This window comes from Vibrio sp. 10N.261.51.F11 (genome assembly GCF_041471665.1).
GTDB lineage: Bacteria > Pseudomonadota > Gammaproteobacteria > Enterobacterales > Vibrionaceae > Vibrio > Vibrio crassostreae_C.
Genome location: NZ_JBFROW010000080.1, coordinates 17,164 through 37,940, shown reverse-complemented (window position 1 = coordinate 37,940; position 20,777 = coordinate 17,164). Strand labels below are relative to the sequence as shown.

Sequence of the window (20,777 nt, the reverse complement as noted above, 5' to 3'; positions counted from 1 at the left end):
CTTAAGTGAACGGCATTACTGCAGAGAGAGCGTTTTTTCGATCTTTGGGCGCTGAAGGAGTCGTATATCAAAGCGACAGGCAAGGGGCTAGCCACATCGTTGCGAAGCTTCTCGTTCGATTTCTCTAATTTGACCAAGCGAACATTTTTGACCAAGCAAGTAGTGGAACTCAGTTCGTCAGGCTTTCAATCAGGCTTGTATCGCGAAATCAGGCTACATAGCGGGATTGGGTTGAATTTGGATTCTGCTCAACAAGACGATAGTTCAACAGATTGGCAATGCAGTTTAGGAAGGCTGGATAACCAGTTTCGATTTGCCGTGACGCTTGGTGGTGCAACGCTTCCTATGCAATTAGAGATTAAGTGCTTCCCCAAATCGAAGCTACTTGGCTGAGTTTACGTTCGTTACACTAGAACCTTTAGCTTCTAATCTTGAACACGGCTCGCTCTCAGCCATTCGTAATATTGGTTAACTCGTTTCGCCAAGTATCGCTTTTAATACTTCTGCGGGTACAGGCTGAAGTTGTTTGTCTTTATCTAGGCAAACCATCTCGATATCACCAATCACGGCAGGTTTGGTTGCATCTTTACGCCATACCTCTTGTCGCCATAAGGTTTTGTATTTGCCATCGAGCTCCAAAGAGGTTCGGATATCGCAGATCTCTGCGAACTCAACGCCGTCTTGAAAGGTCATATTGGCTTTATACACCGCAAACCCCAGTCCATGTTCATTCCACAACTCTGCCAGTTTATCGCTGCCCAACACATGCTCGCGCGCACGCTCAAAGTATTTAAGAAAGTTAGGGTGATAAACCACACCTGAGTGATCGGTATCTTCGTAGTAAATCTGTACTGGGTGATGGTAGATCTGACTCATGGGTAGCAACTCTTGGTAAGTAGTGGATCAGTAAATCTGACTAAGTTGTGCAGCACTCTACAGGATAGGTTGAAATTACTTCAAGGCATCATCGTGAAAGGGGCTTTTGGTCAGACCTCATTTATCACTGATGCTTTGGTCAACTCCCACCCATTTACAAATATTCTATGTGTCATTTTCCACCCATTAATTTTTGTAGCGAGTTAGCGACAACTGCAGGCAGATCTGATGAAGCCTTGCGGTTAAAGGCTTGTTGATGAATTGTGTCAATATGGCGCGCTAATTGCGTTAGTGAAAGCACGCAGTTCCCATTGAAGGGCTGCTTTGTTTACTAAGGAGAATAATAATGTTTAAGCCTCTTACCCTGCTGTCTGTATCTGCTCTAGCACTCACAAGTTTTAATGCTGCTGCAAACTGTGACCCTGGTGAAATCGTGATTAAATTCAGTCACGTAACCAATACTGATAAGCACCCGAAAGGCATTGCCGCTTCTCTACTAGAAGAGCGAGTAAACACTGAAATGAATGGTAAAGCTTGTATGCAAGTTTTCCCTAACTCGACGCTTTACGATGATAATAAGGTACTGGAAGCCCTGTTAAATGGTGATGTTCAAATGGCGGCACCTTCGCTGTCTAAATTTGAGAAGTTCACTAAGAAATACCGCATTTTTGACCTTCCGTTCCTATTTGAAGATGTAGACGCCGTTGACCGTTTCCAAAACTCAGAATCTGGTGAAAAACTGAAGAATGCAATGAAACGTCGTGGCCTACAGGGTCTAGCGTTTTGGCACAATGGCATGAAACAGATGTCGGCGAACAAACCTCTTATCAACCCTGAAGATGCGGAAGGTTTGAAATTCCGTGTTCAAGCATCAGATGTATTGGTGGCACAGTTTGAGCAACTCGGTGCTAACCCTCAGAAGATGTCGTTCAAAGAAGTATACGGCGGCCTACAAACTAAGGTTATCGATGGCCAAGAAAACACATGGTCAAATATCTACGGTAAGAAGTTCTTCGAAGTACAAGACGGCGTGACTGAAACCAATCACGGCATCTTGGATTACCTAGTTGTAACCTCTAACGATTTCTGGAAAGACCTACCTGAAGATGTACGCACGCAGCTTGGCACTATCGTTCAAGAAGTGTCTGAGGCGCGTAACGCGGAATCTTCAAAAGTTAACCTAGCGAACAAAAACAACATCATCGAAGCTGGTGGTGAGGTTCGTACGTTGACGCCTGAACAGCGTCAAGCTTGGGTAACGGCACTTCAACCAGTATGGAAGAAGTTTGAAAAAGACATCGGTTCAGATCTTATCGATGCAGCATTAGCTTCAAACCAATAACACCGCTATAGGGGGGCGGCTTCCTACCGCTGCCCTTTATTAAAACAATTATAAGCGGAGTCAATTATGGAAAATCCTCAAATGGAACAACCAAATTCTAGCGAATCAGCACTGGAACCCTCTCTTTTTTCCAAAGTCGGAAGAGTTACGGATGCGATTGAAGAGTCATTAATCGCATTTTTCCTTGGCGCAATGACGCTACTTACCTTTGCTAATGTGGTATTTCGATACGCATTCAACGACAACATTTTATGGGCATTGGAACTGACGGTATTCATGTTTGCATGGATGGTGTTGGTCGGCGCATCTTATGGTGTTAAAAAACACTTCCACATTGGTGTTGATGTGATCATCAACCTTGCCCCAGAAAAGCTACGCAAAGTGTATGCGCTCATCGCCGTGACAAGCTGCCTAGCATTTTCAATCTTACTTCTTATCGGTTCTTGGAATTATTGGTACCCATTCGCGACCGATCGCGCATGGTACGAGACCGACGATATTCCAATGCCAGAGATGCTTCAGTTTCTTGCTGACTGGCTGAATGAAGGCGAGCGATACGAGAAACTGCCACGTTTTATTCCTTATATGGCGCTGCCGATTGGTATGGCAATGCTAACGTTCCGTTTTGCTCAAGTTGCTTACCAAGTCGTAACAGGCAAGCTTGACCGCATGATTGCAGGACACGAAGCCGAAGAAGAGCTGGATGCGTTGAAAGCAGACGTGCTAGCGGGCTCTGACGAAGATGCGACAGCGGTATTGAATTCGACTCCGCAGAACAAAGCGAATGAGTCGAGTACAAAATCTAACGGTAAGGAAGACTAATCATGGCAATGTTATTTCTATTTTTAATGGTAATTGCTTTCATGTTGGTCGGTGTACCAATTGCAATTTCCCTCGGTTTATCGAGCGTAATATTCTTATTGATGCACTCAGATGCGTCATTAGCTTCAGTCGCACAAACGCTGTTTAATGCATTTGCAGGCCACTACACACTCTTAGCGATTCCTTTCTTTATTTTGGCCTCTAGCTTCATGTCTACTGGTGGCGTGGCGAAACGTATTATCCGTTTTGCTATCGCGATGGTAGGTTGGTTCCGCGGCGGCTTGGCGATGGCGTCGGTTGTGGCATGTATGATGTTCGCAGCCCTTTCTGGTTCATCTCCTGCAACGGTAGTGGCGATCGGTAGTATCGTTATCGCAGGTATGATCAAAAACGGTTACTCAAAAGAGTTCGCGGCAGGGGTTATCTGTAACGCGGGTACTTTGGGTATCTTGATTCCACCGTCCATCGTGATGGTGGTATACGCGGCGGCGACCGATGTATCGGTAGGTCGTATGTTCTTAGGTGGCGTTATTCCTGGTTTGCTGGCGGGTGTGATGTTGATGATTGCTATCTACATCGCAGCACGTATTAAGAAGATTCCGGCACAGCCATTTGTGGGCTGGGGCGAGATGTTCGCAGCTGCGAAAGATGCGAGCTGGGGCTTGCTGCTGATTGTCATCATTCTAGGTGGTATCTACGGCGGCATCTTTACTCCGACAGAAGCGGCGGCAGTGGCTGCGGTGTATGCCTTCTTCATTGCCAACTTTATCTATAAAGATATGGGGCCTTTCGCTGACAAGAACAATACAAAGCCTGCTTTGGTTAAGGTGTTCCAAACGTTTTTCCATAAAGACACCAAAGACACACTTTACGATGCAGGCAAGCTGACGATCATGCTGCTGTTTATCATTGCCAATGCTCTGATTCTTAAGCATGTACTGACCGAAGAACGCATTCCTCAAATGATCACTGAGTCTATGCTATCTGCGGGCTTGGGTCCGATCACCTTTTTGATTGTAGTAAACGTTTTACTCTTGATTGGTGGGCAGTTCATGGAGCCATCAGGCTTGCTGATCATCGTTGCTCCTTTGGTATTCCCAATTGCAATTGCGCTCGGTATCGACCCAATTCACCTAGGTATCATGATGGTGGTGAACATGGAGATAGGGATGATAACGCCGCCTGTGGGGCTCAATTTGTTTGTGACCGCAGGTGTCGCGAAGATGTCGATGATGAACGTGGTAAAAGCCGCATTGCCGTGGGTTGGGGTGATGTTCTTATTCCTGATTATCGTCACTTACGTACCTTGGGTATCAACATGGTTACCAACCACCTTGATGGGACCAGAGATCATAACCAAGTAGCTATTTGAGTCATTCACTGACATGGAATTTAATCCATAAAAAATGAGGAGGTCGCTAGACCTCCTCATCTATATTTCTGCCACGATTTGAATGAGGCTTTATCTGCTCATACAAAGCGCGTTTTGCCTCTAATTCTGGCGTGTGTAGATCGACATGATTGTCAGCATAAAAAATACCATCTATCTCGAAAGTATCGGTAATCGATGGCACTTTTGTTTTCTCACCCATAACCACTTCCTTATTATATTTATTGCATAACATCCTGTTGTCGAAATAAGTATAGGTGATCTTGCTCCCAAATCTAATTTAGTTTGGTTCTACCTTATAAGATTCTTTCGTTAGCTGGTGCTTTTGCATCTTATCGTAGAGGGTTTTCCTCGGTAATTGCAGCCTCTCCATGGTCTCTTTTATACTGCCATTGCATTCAATAAGTGCCTGCTTCAACGTGTTTTTTTCAAAGTCAGATACCAATTCTGCCAAAGACAGTTCTTGAGTAGTTTCAGTGGCGCTGTCTGATAAGTGAGAAAGCTTACCTAAAAGTACAAAACGCTCTGCAGTATTACGTAATTCTCGAACATTTCCCGGCCAATCATGAGCCAAAAGTGCGTGCAGCTCCTTTTGTGGAAGGGCAGGGGCAGTCTTGCCATAACGCGCCGCAGCGACCAGTAAGAAGTGGTGGAAGAGTGCTGGGATATCTTCTTGTCGGCTTCTTAACGGCGGTAAATCTAAGGTCACAACATTGAGTCGATAATAGAGATCTTGGCGGAAAGAGCCTTCTTCAGCGGCTTTCTTTAGGTCGACTTTGGTTGCTGCTATCACTCGAATATCTAGTGGCACTAAACCGTTTGAACCAACTCGCTCAATAACGCGTTCTTGTAAGACGCGTAATAGGCGAATTTGTGCCTGCATCGGCATGGATTCAACTTCATCTAAGAATAGAGTTCCGCCTTGAGCAAACTCGAATTTACCCACTCGCTTGCTTTCTGCGCCCGTGAATGCCCCTTTTTCATGGCCATACAGTTCACTCTCAATCAGGTTTTCAGGAACAGCACCACAGTTGACCGCGACAAAGTTTTGCTCTCGACGGCTGCTTTGTTCATGCAGAGAACGTGCTACTAACTCTTTACCTGTACCTGTCTCGCCAAACAATAATATATCGGCATTGGTGTCGGCAATATGGGTGATGATGGAGCGCAGCTCAGTCATGGATTGCGTATCACCAATGATTCTAGGGCCGAGCGCTTGGCTGGCTTTGAGTGAACGTTTTAACTCAAGGTTCTCTAGTGTGAGCTGACGTTTTTCTATCGCTCGCTTAGTGGTTTCGATTAGGCGTTCATTAGCGAAAGGTTTTTCAATGAAGTCATAGGCGCCGTATTGGATGGCTTGAACGGCCATTGAAATATCGCCGTGACCAGTAATCATGATCACGGGGATCTCTTTGTCTTTGTGCATCACGGTGTTGAGCAGATCATGCCCGGATAGACCTGGTAGACAGATATCAGTGATGATCACGTGAGGTAAGCCGTTTTCTTGAATCGCGAGCAGAGCAGACTCCGCATCGGGAAAGAATTCGGCATCAATGTCGGCGAGCTCGAAGCTCTGTTCAATCGCCATTCTTAGATCGGATTCATCATCAATGAAATAGACGTGACACATAGTGATTCCTTTACTTCTTTGTATTCTGGTTATTGCTGAGTTTTTGTTTGCTGTTCATGTCCAACAAGGGGCAACTCTATGCTGATTCGAGCACCGCCTTGAGGGCTACTACCGGTAACGAGCTTGCCATTTATTCCGTTGACTATTTGTTGAGAAATCGATAGCCCAAGTCCAAGTCCGTTTTTCTTGGTGGTATGGAAGGGTTCAAAAAAGTTTCCGCTAGAAGGGGAGGTGAAGCCGGGGCCGTTATCATCGACATGAATTAGCAAGGTATTGGCTTGTTGATGGTCGGACTCTCTAATCTCTAACAGAATAGCTAATTGTTTGTCATCTTGTTGTTCCACCGCCTGAATCGCGTTGGTCAGCAGGTTAATGATCACCTGTTCCAGTTGAATGGCGTTGGCGAGCACGCAAGCATCAAAGGTCTCAGGGAGTTCGTTGACCTTAACTCGCTCGCTCTTGAGTTGTGGCTTCATCAGCTCTTTCGATGAATGTAAAACTGGGAGTATTTGTAAGGTGTGTAGCTCTTCCGCAGTAGATTTTTTGGCGAACGAGCGAAGCTGGTGGCTGATTCTCGCCATACGATCAGTGAGTGCCGAGATTCGCGATAGATTGTCATCGACACGATCGGTTTTTTCTTTGGCAAGAAACAATCGGCCGTTGTCGGCATAACTGCGAATCGCGGCAAGCGGGTTATTCAGTTCGTGACTGATGCTCGCTGACATCTGCCCTAGCACTGCTAGTTTGGCGGCTTGGATGAGCTCGTCTTGGGTTTGCCTCAGAACATGCTCGGTTTCGATACGGTGTTTGATCTCAACATGTAACTCCGATGTACGTTCAAGCACTTGAAATTCGAGTTTTTGCTTGGCTTCGGATTGCAGCCTGTCTATCTGTGCTCGTCTTTGTTGTCTATGGTGGTTGAGCTGCATTGTTAGATAAATAATCGCAAAGATTAGGCTCAAAACCACAAGGTAAGCAACCAAGTCCCACCAAACTAAGTGGGTTGGAGAAAATACCCGTATGGTGAGTCTTGGTTCGGCTAGGAAACGCGAAGAACTAAAGAACTGCTCTTGGACGAGTTTGTGTGGCGACTCAATACGACTGGTGGCACTGTCTAAATCGCCGGAGAAGTGCAGGCTTTCTATTTTTGTATCGAGATACTGCCTGCTTTCTTGAATTCGAGTGTGTTGTACTTCGCTTAGCGGCTGAAGGCTTTTGAACAGCCACTCAGGGTTACTCGACATAAATACAATTTGATCTTTATCGTCAGCAACAAAAAAACTCTGTTTGCCTTTCCAACTTGCTTCAATCAGCGATAAATCCATCTTTACGACAATGACGCCAATAATCTCGGCGGCATAGGAGACGGGGTAAGAATAATAATAGCCTCGCTTTCCAGAGGTTGAACCTAGCGCAAAATATTGATTTTCATTGCCAATAATCGCTTCTTGAAAGTAGGGGCGGAAAGCAAAGTTACGACGAATAAAAGAACGCGGTTGATTCCAGTTACTGGTTGCAATGGTGGTGCCGATACTGTCTAGTAGGTAGGTGTCGGATGCTTGAATCACCGAGTTTACGTGCTCTAGATAACGATTAGTGAGTTCGATTTGCGCAGAGTTACTTGGAGAGTGCAGGGCATCGACCAGCTCTTTGTCTTTTGAAAGCAGCTCGGGAATGTGCGCGAACTTATCCAATTGGCTTGAAATATGAACAGAAAAGCGGTCCAGCTTAGATTGATGATCATTTAACAAACTTTCATGGCTCGTGCTCCACACCCAATGACCGCCAAACACCATCAGTAAACTGTATGTGACCATTAACAGTATTGGGATTTTAAAAGCTTGAAACATGAAGGCTCTCCGCTGATTTCTTTGGTAAACAATCAAGCCTGTCTTCTCTCGTTTATGGTAGCAAATAGCGGTAGTTTTTGCTGAAAGCAGAGAGTGAACAGATGGATGTAGGTTAAGGGTTTGTAACGGGGATTGTTGAAAAAGTTATCGACTCTGAGGGGTAAAACAAGAGCAAGATCTCTTTTTAAGGTTTTTAGCAAAAAAAGCCCTCGATTCCCTTGAAAAAGTCGCTATTGTCCCCATTTCTGTTGTGCTAAGTGATGATTTGATCGTTTTTGTATCACTTAGTTGGACGAATTTAGAGCATTCATCATCATGCAGAGGTGAACGGCTCGACAGAGATTAAACAGATCGCTAGAATGTCGCGTCTAAAATTTCTGTCCTGAGGCTAATCGGAGATACCTTTCTTGTTTCTGAAAACAAGCTTTATTGCGTTTTAATCGACGTGTGAAGAACGAAGATATCGCTGATTAGTCTGGTGTTTGGTTGAATAATCAATTCAGACATCAATGCTCGATTTTAAATTAGGTGTTCGGATAGAGCACTACACAAGGATGCAGCCAACAACGTCTGCTTTTGAATTAAAGCTAAGTTACGGCTCATATGCTCAGATTACTGAGCCAGTTTTGAGGTTTATATAATGCAAGTTACTGTTGAAACGCTAGAAGGCCTAGAGCGCCGTCTTAATATTACTGTTCCTGCTGCTAACATCGAAGATGCAGTTACAGCTGAACTACGCAACATCGCGAAAAACCGTCGTTTCGATGGTTTCCGTAAAGGCAAAGTGCCAATGAAGATGGTTGCTAAAATGTACGGCAAAGCAGTACGTCAAGACGTGATGGGCGAAGTAATGCAACGTCACTTCATCGAAGCGATCGTTAAAGAGAAAATCAACCCAGCTGGCGCACCTACTTTCGCACCAGTTGAAAACAACGAAGGCGCTGACCTAGTATTCAACGCAACTTTTGAAGTTTACCCAGAAGTTGAGCTGAAAGGTCTAGAAAACATCACTGTTGAGAAACCAGCAGTAGAAGTTAAAGAAGCTGACGTTGAAGAGATGATCGAAACTCTACGTAAGCAACAAGCAACTTGGACTGAAGTTGAAGCTGCTGCTGACGCTGGTTCTCGTGCAACTATCGACTTCGTTGGTTCTATCGACGGTGAAGAGTTTGAAGGCGGCAAAGCTGAGAACTTCCCACTAGAGATGGGCGCTGGTCGCATGATCCCTGGCTTCGAAGACGGTATCGTTGGTAAAACAGCAGGTATGGAATTCGAAATCGACGTAAACTTCCCAGAAGATTACCACGCTGAAAACCTAAAAGGTAAAGCAGCTAAGTTCTCTATCAAGCTGAACAAAGTTGAAGCTCGTGAACTTCCAGAACTAAACGAAGAATTCGTTGCTAAGTTCGGCGCAACTGACGGCGTTGAAGGTCTTAAAGCTGAAGTTCGTAAGAACATGGAGCGTGAGCTTAAGCAAGCTGTTAAGAACCGCATCAAAGAGCAAGCTATCGACGGTCTAGTTAACGAAAACAACATCGACGTACCTTCTGCTCTAATCGATCAAGAGATCGGTGTTCTACGTCAACAAGCTGCTCAACGTTTCGGTGGCAACACTGAAGCTGCTGACCAACTTCCACGTGAGCTGTTCGAAGAGCAAGCTAAACGTCGCGTAGTTGTAGGTCTTCTTCTTGGTGAAGTAATCAAGACTGAAGAGCTAAAAGCTGACGACGAGAAAGTTAAAGCTATCATCGAAGAGATGGCTACAGCATACGAAGATCCAACAGAAGTTATTGCTTACTACGAGCAAAACGAGCAAATGATGAACAACATGCGCAATGTTGCTCTAGAAGAGCAAGCTATTGATGCAATCATCGCTAAAGCTCAAGTTTCTGATAAAGAAGTTAGCTTCAACGAGCTAATGAATCAGCAACCTGCTTAATATAGTAATATCTGACGTAGAAGGTTGACGTACGGTCAACAATTCTGCTAACAATGGTCCGTATGATTTAATCATTCGGGCCATTTATTTTAGGGACATAAGAATATGAGCTACCAAGAAAAAAATACAATGCCATCGATTATGGACGCACTAGTTCCTATGGTGGTTGAACAGACTTCCCGTGGTGAACGTTCTTACGATATTTATTCTCGTCTATTAAAAGAACGTATCATTTTCTTAACAGGTCAAGTGGAAGACCACATGGCAAATCTTGTCGTGGCTCAACTGCTTTTCTTGGAATCAGAAAACCCAGACAAAGATATCTATCTTTACATCAACTCACCTGGCGGTAGCGTAACAGCAGGCATGTCTATCTACGACACAATGCAGTTCATCAAGCCAAACGTGAGCACAGTATGTATGGGTCAAGCTTGCTCTATGGGTGCATTCTTACTAGCGGGTGGTACTCCTGGTAAGCGTCACGTGCTTCCAAACTCACGTGTAATGATTCACCAGCCACTTGGCGGCTTCCAAGGCCAAGCGTCTGATATTCAAATTCACGCGCAAGAGATCCTAACGATCAAACAAAAGCTAAACAAACTATTGGCAGAGCACACTGGTCAGCCTCTAGAAGTTGTTGAGCGCGATACAGATCGTGATAACTTCATGTCTGCTGATCAAGCAGTAGAATACGGCTTGGTGGATTCAGTTCTTAATCACCGCGGTCAATAATTGCAGGGCAATTGTTTAACGCAAAGTGATTCAAATTGATATACACTCAAGCATAGAGAGTTAAGGCTAAGAGGTTAGCGAATGACAGATAAAAGCAAAGAGGGTGGTAGCGGTAAACTGCTTTACTGCTCTTTCTGTGGCAAAAGCCAACACGAAGTTCGCAAGTTAATCGCAGGTCCTTCTGTTTACATTTGTGATGAATGTGTCGATCTTTGTAACGACATTATTCGTGAAGAAATTAAAGATGTTCTTCCTAAGAAAGAATCGGAATCGCTGCCAACGCCGCGTGAGATTCGTGAGCATCTTGACGACTATGTAATCGGTCAAGAATACGCGAAGAAAGTGCTAGCAGTTGCAGTTTATAACCACTACAAGCGTTTACGTAATGGTGATACGACAGCTGAAGGCGTAGAGCTAGGTAAGAGTAACATTCTTCTTATCGGTCCTACTGGTAGTGGTAAAACACTACTGGCTGAAACATTGGCTCGTTTCCTAGACGTTCCTTTCACAATGGCAGACGCAACAACACTAACCGAAGCGGGTTACGTGGGCGAAGATGTTGAAAACATCATCCAGAAGTTGCTTCAGAAATGTGATTACGACGTAGCGAAAGCGGAACGCGGCATTGTTTACATCGATGAAATCGACAAGATTTCTCGTAAAGCTGAAAACCCATCAATCACGCGTGACGTGTCTGGTGAAGGTGTACAGCAAGCTCTACTAAAACTTGTTGAAGGTACAGTAGCTTCAGTTCCACCTCAAGGTGGTCGTAAGCATCCACAGCAAGAGTTCTTGCAAGTGGACACGTCTAAGATCTTATTTATCTGTGGTGGTGCGTTTGCAGGCCTAGATAAAGTGATTGAACAGCGTGTAGAAACAGGTTCAGGTATCGGCTTTGGCGCAGAAGTGCGTTCAAAAGATGAAACCAAAACTATCGGTGAATTGTTCACTCAAGTAGAACCTGAAGATCTAGTGAAATATGGTCTGATTCCAGAATTCATTGGTCGTCTACCTGTGACAACAACACTGACAGAGCTTGATGAAGAAGCGCTAATCCAAATCCTATGTGAGCCAAAGAATGCACTTACAAAACAGTACGCAGCATTATTTGAGCTTGAGGATACAGAGTTAGAATTCCGTGAAGATGCTTTACGTGCCATTGCTAAGAAAGCAATGAACCGTAAAACAGGTGCTCGTGGTCTACGTTCTATCTTGGAGGGTGTTCTACTAGAAACTATGTACGAACTGCCATCTTCAACTGATGTAAGCAAGGTTGTGATTGATGAGTCGGTAATTAATGGTGAGTCAGAACCACTATTAATTTACAGCAACTCAGATAACCAAGCAGCTGTTGCAGAGTAGGTCTTTTTTAGACAAGTCACTCAAATTGAAAAAGGAGGTAAGCAATTACCTCCTTTTTTTTATTCTTCCATTGAATCCAGTCGTTTAAGCCCCATATACTGCTTTATAAGTTAAAGCGGAAGAGAGAAATATATGAACTTGGAACGTTCCGAGCGTATCGAAATCCCCGTGCTACCTCTACGTGATGTAGTGGTTTACCCACACATGGTTATTCCATTGTTTGTTGGTCGTGAAAAATCGATTACTTGCCTTGAATCGGCAATGGAAGCTAACAAACAAGTACTACTTGTAGCGCAGAAAGAAGCGGACACTGATGAGCCTTCAATTGACGACCTATTTAAAGTAGGAACTGTCGCTACCATTCTTCAGTTACTAAAGCTCCCTGATGGTACTGTTAAAGTGCTTGTCGAAGGTCAGCAGCGTGCAAAAATTCACCAATTCAAAGAAAGTGAGTTTTTCTTAGCGGACGCAGAATACGTTGTAACCTCAGAACTTGACGAAAAAGAACAAGAAGTGGTTGTTCGCAGCGCGATCAATCAATTCGAAGGCTTTATTAAGCTGAACAAAAAGATTCCACCAGAAGTTCTAACATCTCTGAACGGTATTGATGAGGCAGCTCGCCTTGCTGATACGATTGCTGCACACATGCCACTTAAACTGGTAGACAAGCAGCACGTTCTAGAAATCTTAGATGTGACTGAACGTCTGGAATTCTTGATGGGCCAAATGGAGTCAGAAATTGACATCTTGCAAGTTGAAAAACGCATTCGTGGCCGCGTTAAGAAGCAAATGGAAAAATCTCAGCGTGAGTACTACCTGAATGAGCAAATGAAAGCGATTCAGAAAGAACTTGGCGAGATGGACGACGCTCCTGATGAATTCGAGACTCTGAAGAAGAAGATCGAAGACTCTAAGATGCCTCAAGAAGCTCGTGAAAAAACCGAGCAAGAACTGCAAAAACTGAAAATGATGTCGCCAATGTCTGCTGAAGCAACAGTAGTACGTAGCTACATTGATTGGATGGTGGGCGTTCCTTGGGCTAAGCGTTCAAAAGTGAAAAAGAATCTAGCGAAAGCGGAAGAGATCTTAAACGAAGACCACTACGGCTTAGAGCGTGTTAAAGAACGTATTCTTGAATACTTGGCAGTACAAAACCGTATCAACAAGCTAAAAGGCCCAATCCTTTGTCTTGTTGGTCCTCCTGGTGTAGGTAAAACCTCGCTAGGTCGTTCGATTGCTGCGGCAACGGGTCGTAAGTACACGCGTATGGCACTTGGTGGCGTTCGTGATGAAGCTGAGATTCGTGGTCACCGTCGTACGTACATCGGTTCACTTCCGGGTAAACTGATCCAGAAGATGTCTAAAGTTGGTGTTAAGAACCCACTGTTCCTATTAGATGAGATCGATAAGATGTCTTCTGATATGCGTGGCGACCCATCTTCAGCACTTCTAGAAGTTCTAGATCCAGAACAAAACAACGCATTTAACGATCACTACCTAGAAGTAGATTACGATCTGTCAGATGTTATGTTCGTGGCAACATCGAACTCGATGGACATTCCTGGGCCTCTACTGGACCGTATGGAAGTGATTCGTCTATCTGGTTACACAGAAGATGAGAAGCTGAACATTGCTAAGAGCCATTTACTGGACAAGCAAGTTCAACGCAACGGTCTTAAGCCTCATGAAATTGAGATTGAAGACTCTGCAATCATCGGCATCATTCGTTACTACACGCGTGAAGCGGGTGTACGTAGCCTAGAGCGTGAAATCTCAAAGATCTGTCGTAAAGCAGTGAAGAACATCTTGCTAGACAGCGATCTTAAGTCTGTAACGGTTAACATTGATAACCTGAAAGAGTACTTAGGTGTTCAACGCCACGACTTCGGTAAAGCGGATGAAAGCAACCGTATCGGTCAAGTAACAGGCCTAGCGTGGACTCAAGTGGGTGGTGATCTACTGACTATCGAGACCGAAGCAATGCCGGGCAAAGGTAAGCTAACGCAAACTGGCTCACTTGGCGACGTGATGAAAGAGTCGATTCAAGCGGCAATGACAGTGGTTCGTTCTCGTGCTGAAAAACTGGGTATCAACTCAGATTTCTACGAAAAACGTGACATTCACGTTCACGTACCAGAAGGTGCTACACCGAAAGATGGCCCGAGTGCGGGTATCGCAATGTGTACTGCACTTGTCTCTAGCTTGACGGGTAACCCGGTTAAAGCAGAGGTCGGTATGACAGGTGAAATTACCCTTCGTGGTGAAGTTTTACCTATCGGTGGCTTGAAAGAAAAACTGCTTGCTGCACACCGTGGCGGCATCAAAACTGTACTGATCCCTAAAGACAATGAGCGTGATTTGGAAGAGATTCCAGACAACGTAATCGCTGACTTGAAGGTGATCCCGGTTCAGTGGATTGATGAAGTACTCAAAGTCGCGCTAGAACGAGATCCGTCAGGGGTCGAGTTTGACGTGAAAAAATAGTGATGCATAGCAAAAATAAGTAAAGAATTACGCTGATAGGCCCGAAAAGGCTTGTCAGCGTTTTTTTTGGACGCTAAGTTATTGATCAAAGCGGCAGCCCTTTTGCAATAAGGCTTTCGGCTAAATTAAAACCAAAATGGAACGTACAGTCATCAGAAGTAGTCACAGATGACACATAGGGGAAAAACAGTGAATAAAACACAACTAGTAGAATCAATCGCAGAAAACGCAGACATCTCTAAAGCTTCAGCTGGCCGCGCTCTAGACGCATTCATCGAAGCAGTTGGCACAACGCTACAATCTGGTGACCAAGTTGCACTTGTTGGCTTTGGTACTTTCAGTGTTCGTACTCGTGCTGCTCGTACAGGTCGTAACCCAAAAACTGGTGAAGAGATCCAAATCGCAGAAGCTAAAGTACCTGGCTTCAAAGCGGGTAAAGCACTTAAAGACGCATGTAACTAATTTTCACTGCTGAAACCTCCATTTAAGAGGGGAAGGCAGTAAAATGCGTTTACTGTTTGAAAAATGATGTTTCATTCTTAAACAGTATGTGTACAAAGCACATTGAACTTATTTAAATTATGCGCATCCTACTGATGCGCATTTCTTTTTCTGATAATATCGCGTGAATAGATTTTTATTTTGAAGCCAATGCTTCATATCCGGAGAGCACTTAAATTATGATGGATCGATTACGCGAAGGCGTGAATAGCATCGCGGTAAAAATTATCCTTGGGTTGATTATCCTGTCATTCGTATTCGCAGGTGTAGGCAGCTACATCACCGGTGGCGGTAACAACGCAGCAGCTAAAGTTGGCAACACAGAAATTGCTCGTGGTGAGTTCGAACAGGCTTACCAAAACGAACGTAATCGTATGCAGTCTCAACTTGGCGATTACTTCGCGCAAATGCTTGCAGACCCTGCTTACGTAGAGTCTTTCCGTAAATCAGTACTTGATCGCATGATCAATGACGTACTGCTTGAGCAGCAAGCTGAGTCTCTAGGCCTACGAATCAGTGATTCTCAAATCCGCACCATGATTCTAGAAATGCCTCAGTTCCAAACGGCGGGTCAATTCGACCAAGAAGTTTACCAATCGGCACTACGTCGTGCAGGTTTCAGCGCAGAGAGCTTCGCTGAATACATGCGTCGTGACCTAATGCGCAACCAGCTTGTGACTGCACTTCAAGGCAGCGAATTCGTTCTTCAGGGCGAAATCGATACTCAGAGCAAGCTTATCGCACAAACTCGTGACATTCGCACAGTGACACTGTCTGTTGCTGACCTTGCAAAAGACATCGAGTTAACTGACGAGCAAATCGAACAGTACTACCAAGAGAACCCAGCAGCTTACACTCGTCCAGAGCAAGCTAAGGTATCTTACATTGAGCTTTCTGCTGAAGCGCTTAAGTCTCAGCTTGAAGTAAGCGATGAAGAAGCACAGAAATACTACCAAGAGCACCTAGACAAGTACTCAACGGAAGAGCAACGTAAAGTTAGCCACATCCTAGTTCAAGGCGATGACGAAGCGAAAGCTCAGGCAATCCTAGACGAGCTAAATGCAGGCGCTGATTTTGCTACGCTAGCGGAAGAGAAATCTGACGACTTCGGTAGTGCAGACGTTGGCGGTGACCTAGGTTGGATTGAGCGCGATGTTATGGACCCTGCATTCGAAGACGCGGCTTTCGCTCTTGAGAATATTGGCGATACTACTGGCCTAGTTAAATCTGATTTCGGCTACCACATCATCAAGCTAGACGAACTAAAAGCGTCTCAAGCTCAGCCTTACACTGAAGTAGCGGCAGAGATTAAGACAGAGCTTCTAGACCAACACGCAGTTGATCAGTTCTACGAGCAACAAACTGAGCTAGAAAAAGTAGCGTTTGAATTCCCAGATTCTCTAGTTGATTCTGCAGAAGCTATCAACGCGAAGATCACAACGACAGATTTCATCTCTCAAGTTGACGCTCCAGAAGTTCTGATGACGCCTGCAGTTATGCAAGCTATCTTGAGCCCTGAAGTGAAAGAAGACGGTCTAAACTCGGAAGTTATCGAAGTTGCACCTGAGCACGTAATTGTTGTTCGTGTAGAAGAGACTCGTGATGAGACAGTTCTTCCTCTAGCTGAAGTGAAAGATCAAGTTGTCGCTGCACTGTCTGCTGTACAAGCAGAGCAGCAAGCGGTTGAGCTAGGTGTTTCTCTAGTGAACGAACTTGAGCAAGGCAATGAAGCAGTACTAGCGGACAACAACCTTGAGTTCACTGAACTTGAAACGATTGACCGTAACTCGCCATTAGCGGCATCTGTATTCGCTCTAGCGAAACCAGAAGCAGGTCAAGCTGTGTTCGGTCAATCTAAAGACCAAGACGGTAATATCGTTGTTGTTGAGCTTTCTAAAGTAACGGCTGAGATCAACCCAGCCTACAGCACTCAAATTGGTGCACAGTTGGAGCGAGTTGGTAACCAGCAAGACCTGACTAACGTATTAAACGTACTTCGTAAAAACGCAGACGTTGAATACTACGTAGTGGGTCAAGGTCAGTAAGCGTTTGATTACCTCAGTAGCAAGCTCAAGTTAGAGCTTACTACTGAAATCAACACGTGATTGTTAGGCTTTAATTCAGATTTGTGAGCCAACAAACAAGCTGATGAAAATAAGATGTATAACGAAGCGGGTCACTTAGGTGATCCGCTTTATTTTTATCTGGTGATTGTGTTATCTAGCGCGGCAAATGCATAAGTTACGTTTTTTGAACAAAGGAACTATTTATGCGCACGATATATTCAACACTAATTCTTTCATTTCTGATGCTCTTAAGCCCTGCCGTGTTTGCAGACAGCCCAACCAAGGCTGAGCTTTACGAAGGCATTGAGATTACGGTCAACATCAATACCGCGACGGCAGAAGAACTTTCAGCACTATTGGTTGGCGTGGGTGACAAGAAAGCCAAAGAAATCGTCGATTACAGAGATCAGAACGGGGCATTTACTACTGCTGATGATTTGGTGAGTGTCAAAGGGATAGGTGAAGCGACGGTTGAAAAGAACCGCGAAAGAATTCAACTTTGACCCGTTTTTCTACTTGTTAGAAATGAAGCGATAGATATGAAGCCTCCGGCCAATGCACCTGCTAGGTGGGCTTCAATCGCGATACGAGCATTAATCAGTTCACCAGTCGTGCTAGAAGGGCCAATAAGCTGCTCCCAAGCGATTTTAGCGACTAATCCGAATACTAACAGCCAACTAGACTTCCTGCCGTTTAAAGCCTCTCTGAGCGCGAATAAGCCAAACAACCCATGCAAAGTGCCCGATAGGCCAACGTAGATCTGAATACTTGAAAACAACAGAGCGACGCCAGTCACTAAACTGATCACAAGCAAAGCAACAACAAGCTGTTTTTTACTCGGTTGAAACAGGTAGCTGATGATCCACAAGCCTGCTAGATTCATCAGAAGATGCGAGTAGTTGGTATGTGAAAAGTTTCCTGTTAGGATTCGCCACCATTGCCTATCGGCAATCGCATTGCTATCCCAAACGACCCAAGCTTGTATTGGCTCAAATTGGAATAAGACGCATAAAAGTGAAATGAAAATTAAAACAGGGTACACATTAAATCCATGTCTCGTTATTGCCCCCAATGCAGCAAGGCTTTGAAAGCTTGTATTTGTCAGTGGGTTACACCACTCGAATCGAATGTTGAGCTTATCATTCTTCAGCACCCATCAGAAGAGCATCGTCCGATGGGAACAGCGCGTATTCTCTCGTTATCTCTTAATAACAGCGTGACGTTTGTTGGCGAAGACTTTTCAGACAACGAACAACTCAACGCATTGTTGTGCGATGAACAGTATCAACATGTGATTTTATACCCAAGCGAAAACTCCGTTTCAGTTGAGTCGGCGACATCTCCCAATAAGAAGCTGCGTGTGATTTTATTGGATGGCACGTGGAAGAAAGCATTCAAGATGTGGCAAGTATCGAGTAACTTGCATGCGTTGAACACGGTTCATTTACCGAAAGATCTCAAGGGTAATTACCGAATTCGCAAAGCACCCAGTGAAAATAGCCTTTCAACCGTTGAAGCTGGCTATCATTTACTTAGCTTGTTAGAGCGTGATGGCGACTTTAGCCCTTTGCTAACGGCATTTGACCAAATGATTCAGTTTCAAATCAATCAAATGCCGCCGGGCGTGTTTGAGAAAAACTACTTAGATTAAGCCGTTTTAGTAAAGTGAGTCAGGAATTAAAACTCGGTATGAGCTGAGAACAGTTGCTGATGCATTTTCTGCGCAAGATCATCAGTCATCGATGAAATGTAATCGGCTATCACGCGCATTTTTCGAGACTCATCTTGATGTTGTAGCCATTGCTTCTTGATGGGCAGTGGCAGCAAGCGTTCAGGATCTGCGCTGAATGCTTCAAACATATCCATGATGATCTGTTGACCTTTGTATTCGATGACCTGAACCTGTGGCACTTGAATAACGAACTCGCTGACAAAGTGTTTCAGCTTATCGAGTGTGCCGTCCATGCTCGGCTCGAGCACCGCATTGTAAGCCAACAGTACATTCTCAAAGTTAGCCTCCACTCGCTTAATCGAGATACTGGTCAACAGTGCGTTGACTATCCCACCAATCGCATCCTTTCGACGATACTGTTCACCAGAGAAAAGCATCTCTGTAATTGAATCTAGGTGTTCACAAATCCATGGGTCGGCCATCTCTTTCAGTTGAGGGTAAGCCGATTCGACCCACTGAGCTTTGGTCACAGAGCCAAGCACAATCGCATCTTCTAAATCGTGCACGCCATACGCGATGTCGTCAGCAAGTTCCATGATCGAACAATCCAGTGACTTATATTTGGTCTTGTTGTGCTCAAGTGGCTCGGTATGCGTTTTTCTTTTCTGTTTTAGGAGCTGTTGGTCGCTGCTTGAAAGCGGTTCAAGCACCCAGTTAAACAACTCTTCATCATGATCGTAGATGCCTTTTGCTGGCATCCAATCTTTAGCTCGGAGTTGTCGTTGATGCTTAACGGGTTCAGACTGCAATTTAGCTTGAACCTCACTCAGCAGAGAAGGGTACTTAATTAGACCTAACAAAGTGCGTCGAGATAGGTTCATCCCGTGATGTTCAGTGTAAGGTTCTAGCTGTGTGACTATGCGAAACGTTTGAGCGTTGCCCTCAAAGCCGCCGTGGTCGCGCATCATGTAGTTGAGTGCGACTTCGCCGCCATGTCCATAGGGTGGATGACCGATGTCGTGAGCCAAACACAGTGAATCAATCAAACTGTCTGAGGGTAATAGGTCTCGAAATTCGGGCTGCTTTTTCTTCAGTTGAGCGACGATACCGGTGCCAAGCTGAGCGGCCTCAAGAGAGTGGGTAAGGCGCGTTCGGTGAAAGTCGTTGACCGTGGTGCCATGGATCTGGGTTTTCGCTTGTAAGCGACGGAAAGCAGCAGAGTGAAGCACGCGCGCACGGTCACGCTGATACGGGCTGCGGTGGTCATCCCGTCTTATTTTATGTTCATCGTCATTTCGATGCTGCCATTCTTGTTCGAGTACAAAGGGTGGTTCGAGTTGAGAATTCAAAATAGCACCTATCAAATTGATTTTATTTAGCTAATTAAAAACAACTTATACCCAGCTAGCTTATCTCGTCTAGTGATAATTCAAAGCTCGGTGCGAATGTGGTGAGAAAGTAGTCCATTTCTGGGCTTTTGCGTTGTTCGAGTGTCTCTTCCAATCGGCGCTTGGCTTGCTCGTATTCATGATTGCCCGCACTGAGCTCTTCCAAGCATTTCAGGTACGCACAGATAGTATCTGCCTGCTTGACGATGCTTTGCTCTTCTTTACTCGCAGTACCAGATATTAAGAAGGGGGCGAAGTCGTCTCTGAACTCTTCTGGCAACATCGAAAGCAGTCTTTGTTCTGCCGCGGCTTCTATTTTCTTATACTCTTGTGCAATATCCGGGTTGTAGTATTTAACTGGCGTTGGCAAATCACCCGTCAGTACCTCACTGGTGTCGTGGTACATGCCAAGCAGAGCAATGTGCTCGGGGTTAAGCTGACCATCAAACTTCTTGTTTTTGATCAGTGCCAAGGCGTGTGCCACGAAAGCAACCTGTAGGCTATGTTCTGAAATGTTCTCGCTTGATACCGAACGCATCAGGGGCCAGCGTTGAATTAGCTTCATGCGTGCGAGATGGGCAAAGAAATGGCTCTGTTTCATAAATGTCCTTTTTAAACAATGCTCCACTCGTATCTTATGTTAACTCAAATCGTACGAGACAGCGGATACAAAAAAGGCTCCTAAACAGGAGCCTTTTAAGCATAGAAGTGAATGAATACAAG

At 44.9% G+C, this 20,777-nt stretch carries 18 protein-coding genes and 2 pseudogenes; 13 read left to right on the top strand and 7 right to left on the bottom strand.

All coding sequences use genetic code 11. The features are described 5' to 3' along the window. Positions 1 to 21: 21 nt before the first annotated feature. Positions 22 to 393: pseudogene (locus AB4351_RS20555) on the top strand (4'-phosphopantetheinyl transferase superfamily protein); the annotation flags it as partial. Positions 394 to 468: 75 nt separating this feature from the next. Here AB4351_RS20555 and AB4351_RS20550 read toward each other — a convergent pair. After that, positions 469 to 876, bottom strand: coding sequence for a thioesterase family protein (locus tag AB4351_RS20550; protein WP_372127002.1), 408 nt, complete (start codon positions 874 to 876; stop codon positions 469 to 471). Positions 877 to 1,222: 346 nt separating this feature from the next. On the opposite strand from AB4351_RS20550, the gene AB4351_RS20545 reads away from it, so the two are divergent. The 3 genes from AB4351_RS20545 to AB4351_RS20535 all read left to right on the top strand — a co-directional run bounded on the left by AB4351_RS20545 (position 1,223) and on the right by AB4351_RS20535 (position 4,404). Then, complete coding sequence (locus tag AB4351_RS20545) at positions 1,223 to 2,218, top strand: TRAP transporter substrate-binding protein (RefSeq protein ID WP_372127000.1); 996 nt, start codon at positions 1,223 to 1,225, stop codon at positions 2,216 to 2,218. A 66-nt stretch (positions 2,219 to 2,284) separates the two neighbouring features. Beyond that, entirely contained in the window at positions 2,285 to 3,040 is a 756-nt protein-coding gene (locus tag AB4351_RS20540) for a TRAP transporter small permease (RefSeq protein WP_372126998.1), read from the top strand. Between the two features lie 2 nt (positions 3,041 to 3,042). After that, positions 3,043 to 4,404, top strand: a complete 1,362-nt coding sequence (locus AB4351_RS20535) for a TRAP transporter large permease (protein ID WP_017060625.1) — start codon at positions 3,043 to 3,045, stop codon at positions 4,402 to 4,404. Positions 4,405 to 4,458: 54 nt separating this feature from the next. Here the strand turns inward: AB4351_RS20535 and AB4351_RS20530 are convergent, their stop codons facing one another. The 3 genes from AB4351_RS20530 to AB4351_RS20520 form a co-directional block, all read right to left on the bottom strand. After that, on the bottom strand, positions 4,459 to 4,632 hold the full coding sequence (locus AB4351_RS20530) for a hypothetical protein (protein ID WP_017060624.1): 174 nt from the start codon (positions 4,630 to 4,632) through the stop codon (positions 4,459 to 4,461). A 78-nt stretch (positions 4,633 to 4,710) separates the two neighbouring features. After that, positions 4,711 to 6,060 (bottom strand): sigma-54 dependent transcriptional regulator, encoded by a 1,350-nt coding sequence (locus AB4351_RS20525; protein WP_102393527.1) that lies wholly within the window; start codon positions 6,058 to 6,060, stop codon positions 4,711 to 4,713. Positions 6,061 to 6,089: 29 nt separating this feature from the next. Further along, positions 6,090 to 7,910, bottom strand: coding sequence for an ATP-binding protein (locus AB4351_RS20520; RefSeq protein ID WP_372126996.1), 1,821 nt, complete (start codon positions 7,908 to 7,910; stop codon positions 6,090 to 6,092). 163 nt (positions 7,911 to 8,073) lie between these two features. Between AB4351_RS20520 and AB4351_RS20515 the strand changes: the two are divergent. From AB4351_RS20515 to AB4351_RS20480, 8 genes and pseudogenes are all read left to right on the top strand, one after another. Continuing rightward, positions 8,074 to 8,256 (top strand): annotated as a pseudogene (locus AB4351_RS20515) (hypothetical protein); the annotation flags it as partial. A gap of 294 nt (positions 8,257 to 8,550) precedes the next feature. Then, positions 8,551 to 9,849, top strand: a complete 1,299-nt coding sequence (gene tig / locus AB4351_RS20510) for a trigger factor (protein ID WP_017065881.1) — start codon at positions 8,551 to 8,553, stop codon at positions 9,847 to 9,849. Between the two features lie 105 nt (positions 9,850 to 9,954). Further along, a complete protein-coding gene (clpP, locus tag AB4351_RS20505; RefSeq protein ID WP_004736080.1) occupies positions 9,955 to 10,581 on the top strand; it encodes an ATP-dependent Clp endopeptidase proteolytic subunit ClpP in 627 nt (208 codons plus the stop codon). Positions 10,582 to 10,662: 81 nt separating this feature from the next. Further along, the gene (gene clpX, locus AB4351_RS20500) at positions 10,663 to 11,943 is read left to right on the top strand and encodes an ATP-dependent protease ATP-binding subunit ClpX (RefSeq protein ID WP_009847283.1); all 1,281 of its coding nucleotides are present in this window, start codon (positions 10,663 to 10,665) and stop codon (positions 11,941 to 11,943) included. Between the two features lie 132 nt (positions 11,944 to 12,075). Continuing rightward, entirely contained in the window at positions 12,076 to 14,427 is a 2,352-nt protein-coding gene (lon, locus tag AB4351_RS20495) for an endopeptidase La (RefSeq protein ID WP_017060619.1), read from the top strand. Between the two features lie 168 nt (positions 14,428 to 14,595). Beyond that, positions 14,596 to 14,889 carry an HU family DNA-binding protein gene (locus AB4351_RS20490; RefSeq protein ID WP_012604504.1) on the top strand — a complete coding sequence of 98 codons (294 nt, stop codon included), beginning with the start codon at positions 14,596 to 14,598 and terminating at the stop codon, positions 14,887 to 14,889. 218 nt (positions 14,890 to 15,107) lie between these two features. After that, positions 15,108 to 16,973, top strand: coding sequence for a peptidylprolyl isomerase (ppiD, locus tag AB4351_RS20485; protein ID WP_102429106.1), 1,866 nt, complete (start codon positions 15,108 to 15,110; stop codon positions 16,971 to 16,973). Positions 16,974 to 17,197: 224 nt separating this feature from the next. After that, on the top strand, positions 17,198 to 17,497 hold the full coding sequence (locus tag AB4351_RS20480) for a helix-hairpin-helix domain-containing protein (protein WP_017060617.1): 300 nt from the start codon (positions 17,198 to 17,200) through the stop codon (positions 17,495 to 17,497). Here AB4351_RS20480 and rrtA read toward each other — a convergent pair. Next, on the bottom strand, positions 17,488 to 18,036 hold the full coding sequence (gene rrtA, locus AB4351_RS20475; RefSeq protein ID WP_372082542.1) for a rhombosortase: 549 nt from the start codon (positions 18,034 to 18,036) through the stop codon (positions 17,488 to 17,490). The genes AB4351_RS20480 and rrtA overlap by 10 nt on opposite strands. 9 nt (positions 18,037 to 18,045) lie before the next feature. On the opposite strand from rrtA, the gene AB4351_RS20470 reads away from it, so the two are divergent. After that, positions 18,046 to 18,645 carry a tRNA-uridine aminocarboxypropyltransferase gene (locus AB4351_RS20470; RefSeq protein ID WP_017060615.1) on the top strand — a complete coding sequence of 200 codons (600 nt, stop codon included), beginning with the start codon at positions 18,046 to 18,048 and terminating at the stop codon, positions 18,643 to 18,645. 26 nt (positions 18,646 to 18,671) lie between these two features. Here AB4351_RS20470 and AB4351_RS20465 read toward each other — a convergent pair whose 3' ends face one another. Together AB4351_RS20465 and yfbR are read right to left on the bottom strand one after the other, a co-directional pair. Beyond that, positions 18,672 to 20,015 carry an anti-phage deoxyguanosine triphosphatase gene (locus tag AB4351_RS20465; protein WP_017060614.1) on the bottom strand — a complete coding sequence of 448 codons (1,344 nt, stop codon included), beginning with the start codon at positions 20,013 to 20,015 and terminating at the stop codon, positions 18,672 to 18,674. A gap of 55 nt (positions 20,016 to 20,070) precedes the next feature. Then, a complete protein-coding gene (gene yfbR, locus AB4351_RS20460; protein ID WP_017060613.1) occupies positions 20,071 to 20,655 on the bottom strand; it encodes a 5'-deoxynucleotidase in 585 nt (194 codons plus the stop codon). Between the last annotated feature and the right edge of the window lie 122 nt (positions 20,656 to 20,777).

What these genes read in the sequence shown, in the direction of transcription:
- AB4351_RS20550 (WP_372127002.1), bottom strand. Translation starts at nt 876, where the DNA reads ATGAGTCAGATCTACCATCACCCAGTACAGATTTACTACGAAGATACC.
- AB4351_RS20545 (WP_372127000.1), top strand. Translation starts at nt 1,223, where the DNA reads ATGTTTAAGCCTCTTACCCTGCTGTCTGTATCTGCTCTAGCACTCACA.
- AB4351_RS20540 (WP_372126998.1), top strand. Translation starts at nt 2,285, where the DNA reads ATGGAAAATCCTCAAATGGAACAACCAAATTCTAGCGAATCAGCACTG.
- AB4351_RS20535 (WP_017060625.1), top strand. Translation starts at nt 3,043, where the DNA reads ATGGCAATGTTATTTCTATTTTTAATGGTAATTGCTTTCATGTTGGTC.
- AB4351_RS20530 (WP_017060624.1), bottom strand. Translation starts at nt 4,632, where the DNA reads ATGGGTGAGAAAACAAAAGTGCCATCGATTACCGATACTTTCGAGATA.
- AB4351_RS20525 (WP_102393527.1), bottom strand. Translation starts at nt 6,060, where the DNA reads ATGTGTCACGTCTATTTCATTGATGATGAATCCGATCTAAGAATGGCG.
- AB4351_RS20520 (WP_372126996.1), bottom strand. Translation starts at nt 7,910, where the DNA reads ATGTTTCAAGCTTTTAAAATCCCAATACTGTTAATGGTCACATACAGT.
- tig (WP_017065881.1), top strand. Translation starts at nt 8,551, where the DNA reads ATGCAAGTTACTGTTGAAACGCTAGAAGGCCTAGAGCGCCGTCTTAAT.
- clpP (WP_004736080.1), top strand. Translation starts at nt 9,955, where the DNA reads ATGAGCTACCAAGAAAAAAATACAATGCCATCGATTATGGACGCACTA.
- clpX (WP_009847283.1), top strand. Translation starts at nt 10,663, where the DNA reads ATGACAGATAAAAGCAAAGAGGGTGGTAGCGGTAAACTGCTTTACTGC.
- lon (WP_017060619.1), top strand. Translation starts at nt 12,076, where the DNA reads ATGAACTTGGAACGTTCCGAGCGTATCGAAATCCCCGTGCTACCTCTA.
- AB4351_RS20490 (WP_012604504.1), top strand. Translation starts at nt 14,596, where the DNA reads ATGACACATAGGGGAAAAACAGTGAATAAAACACAACTAGTAGAATCA.
- ppiD (WP_102429106.1), top strand. Translation starts at nt 15,108, where the DNA reads ATGATGGATCGATTACGCGAAGGCGTGAATAGCATCGCGGTAAAAATT.
- AB4351_RS20480 (WP_017060617.1), top strand. Translation starts at nt 17,198, where the DNA reads ATGCGCACGATATATTCAACACTAATTCTTTCATTTCTGATGCTCTTA.
- AB4351_RS20470 (WP_017060615.1), top strand. Translation starts at nt 18,046, where the DNA reads ATGTCTCGTTATTGCCCCCAATGCAGCAAGGCTTTGAAAGCTTGTATT.
- yfbR (WP_017060613.1), bottom strand. Translation starts at nt 20,655, where the DNA reads ATGAAACAGAGCCATTTCTTTGCCCATCTCGCACGCATGAAGCTAATT.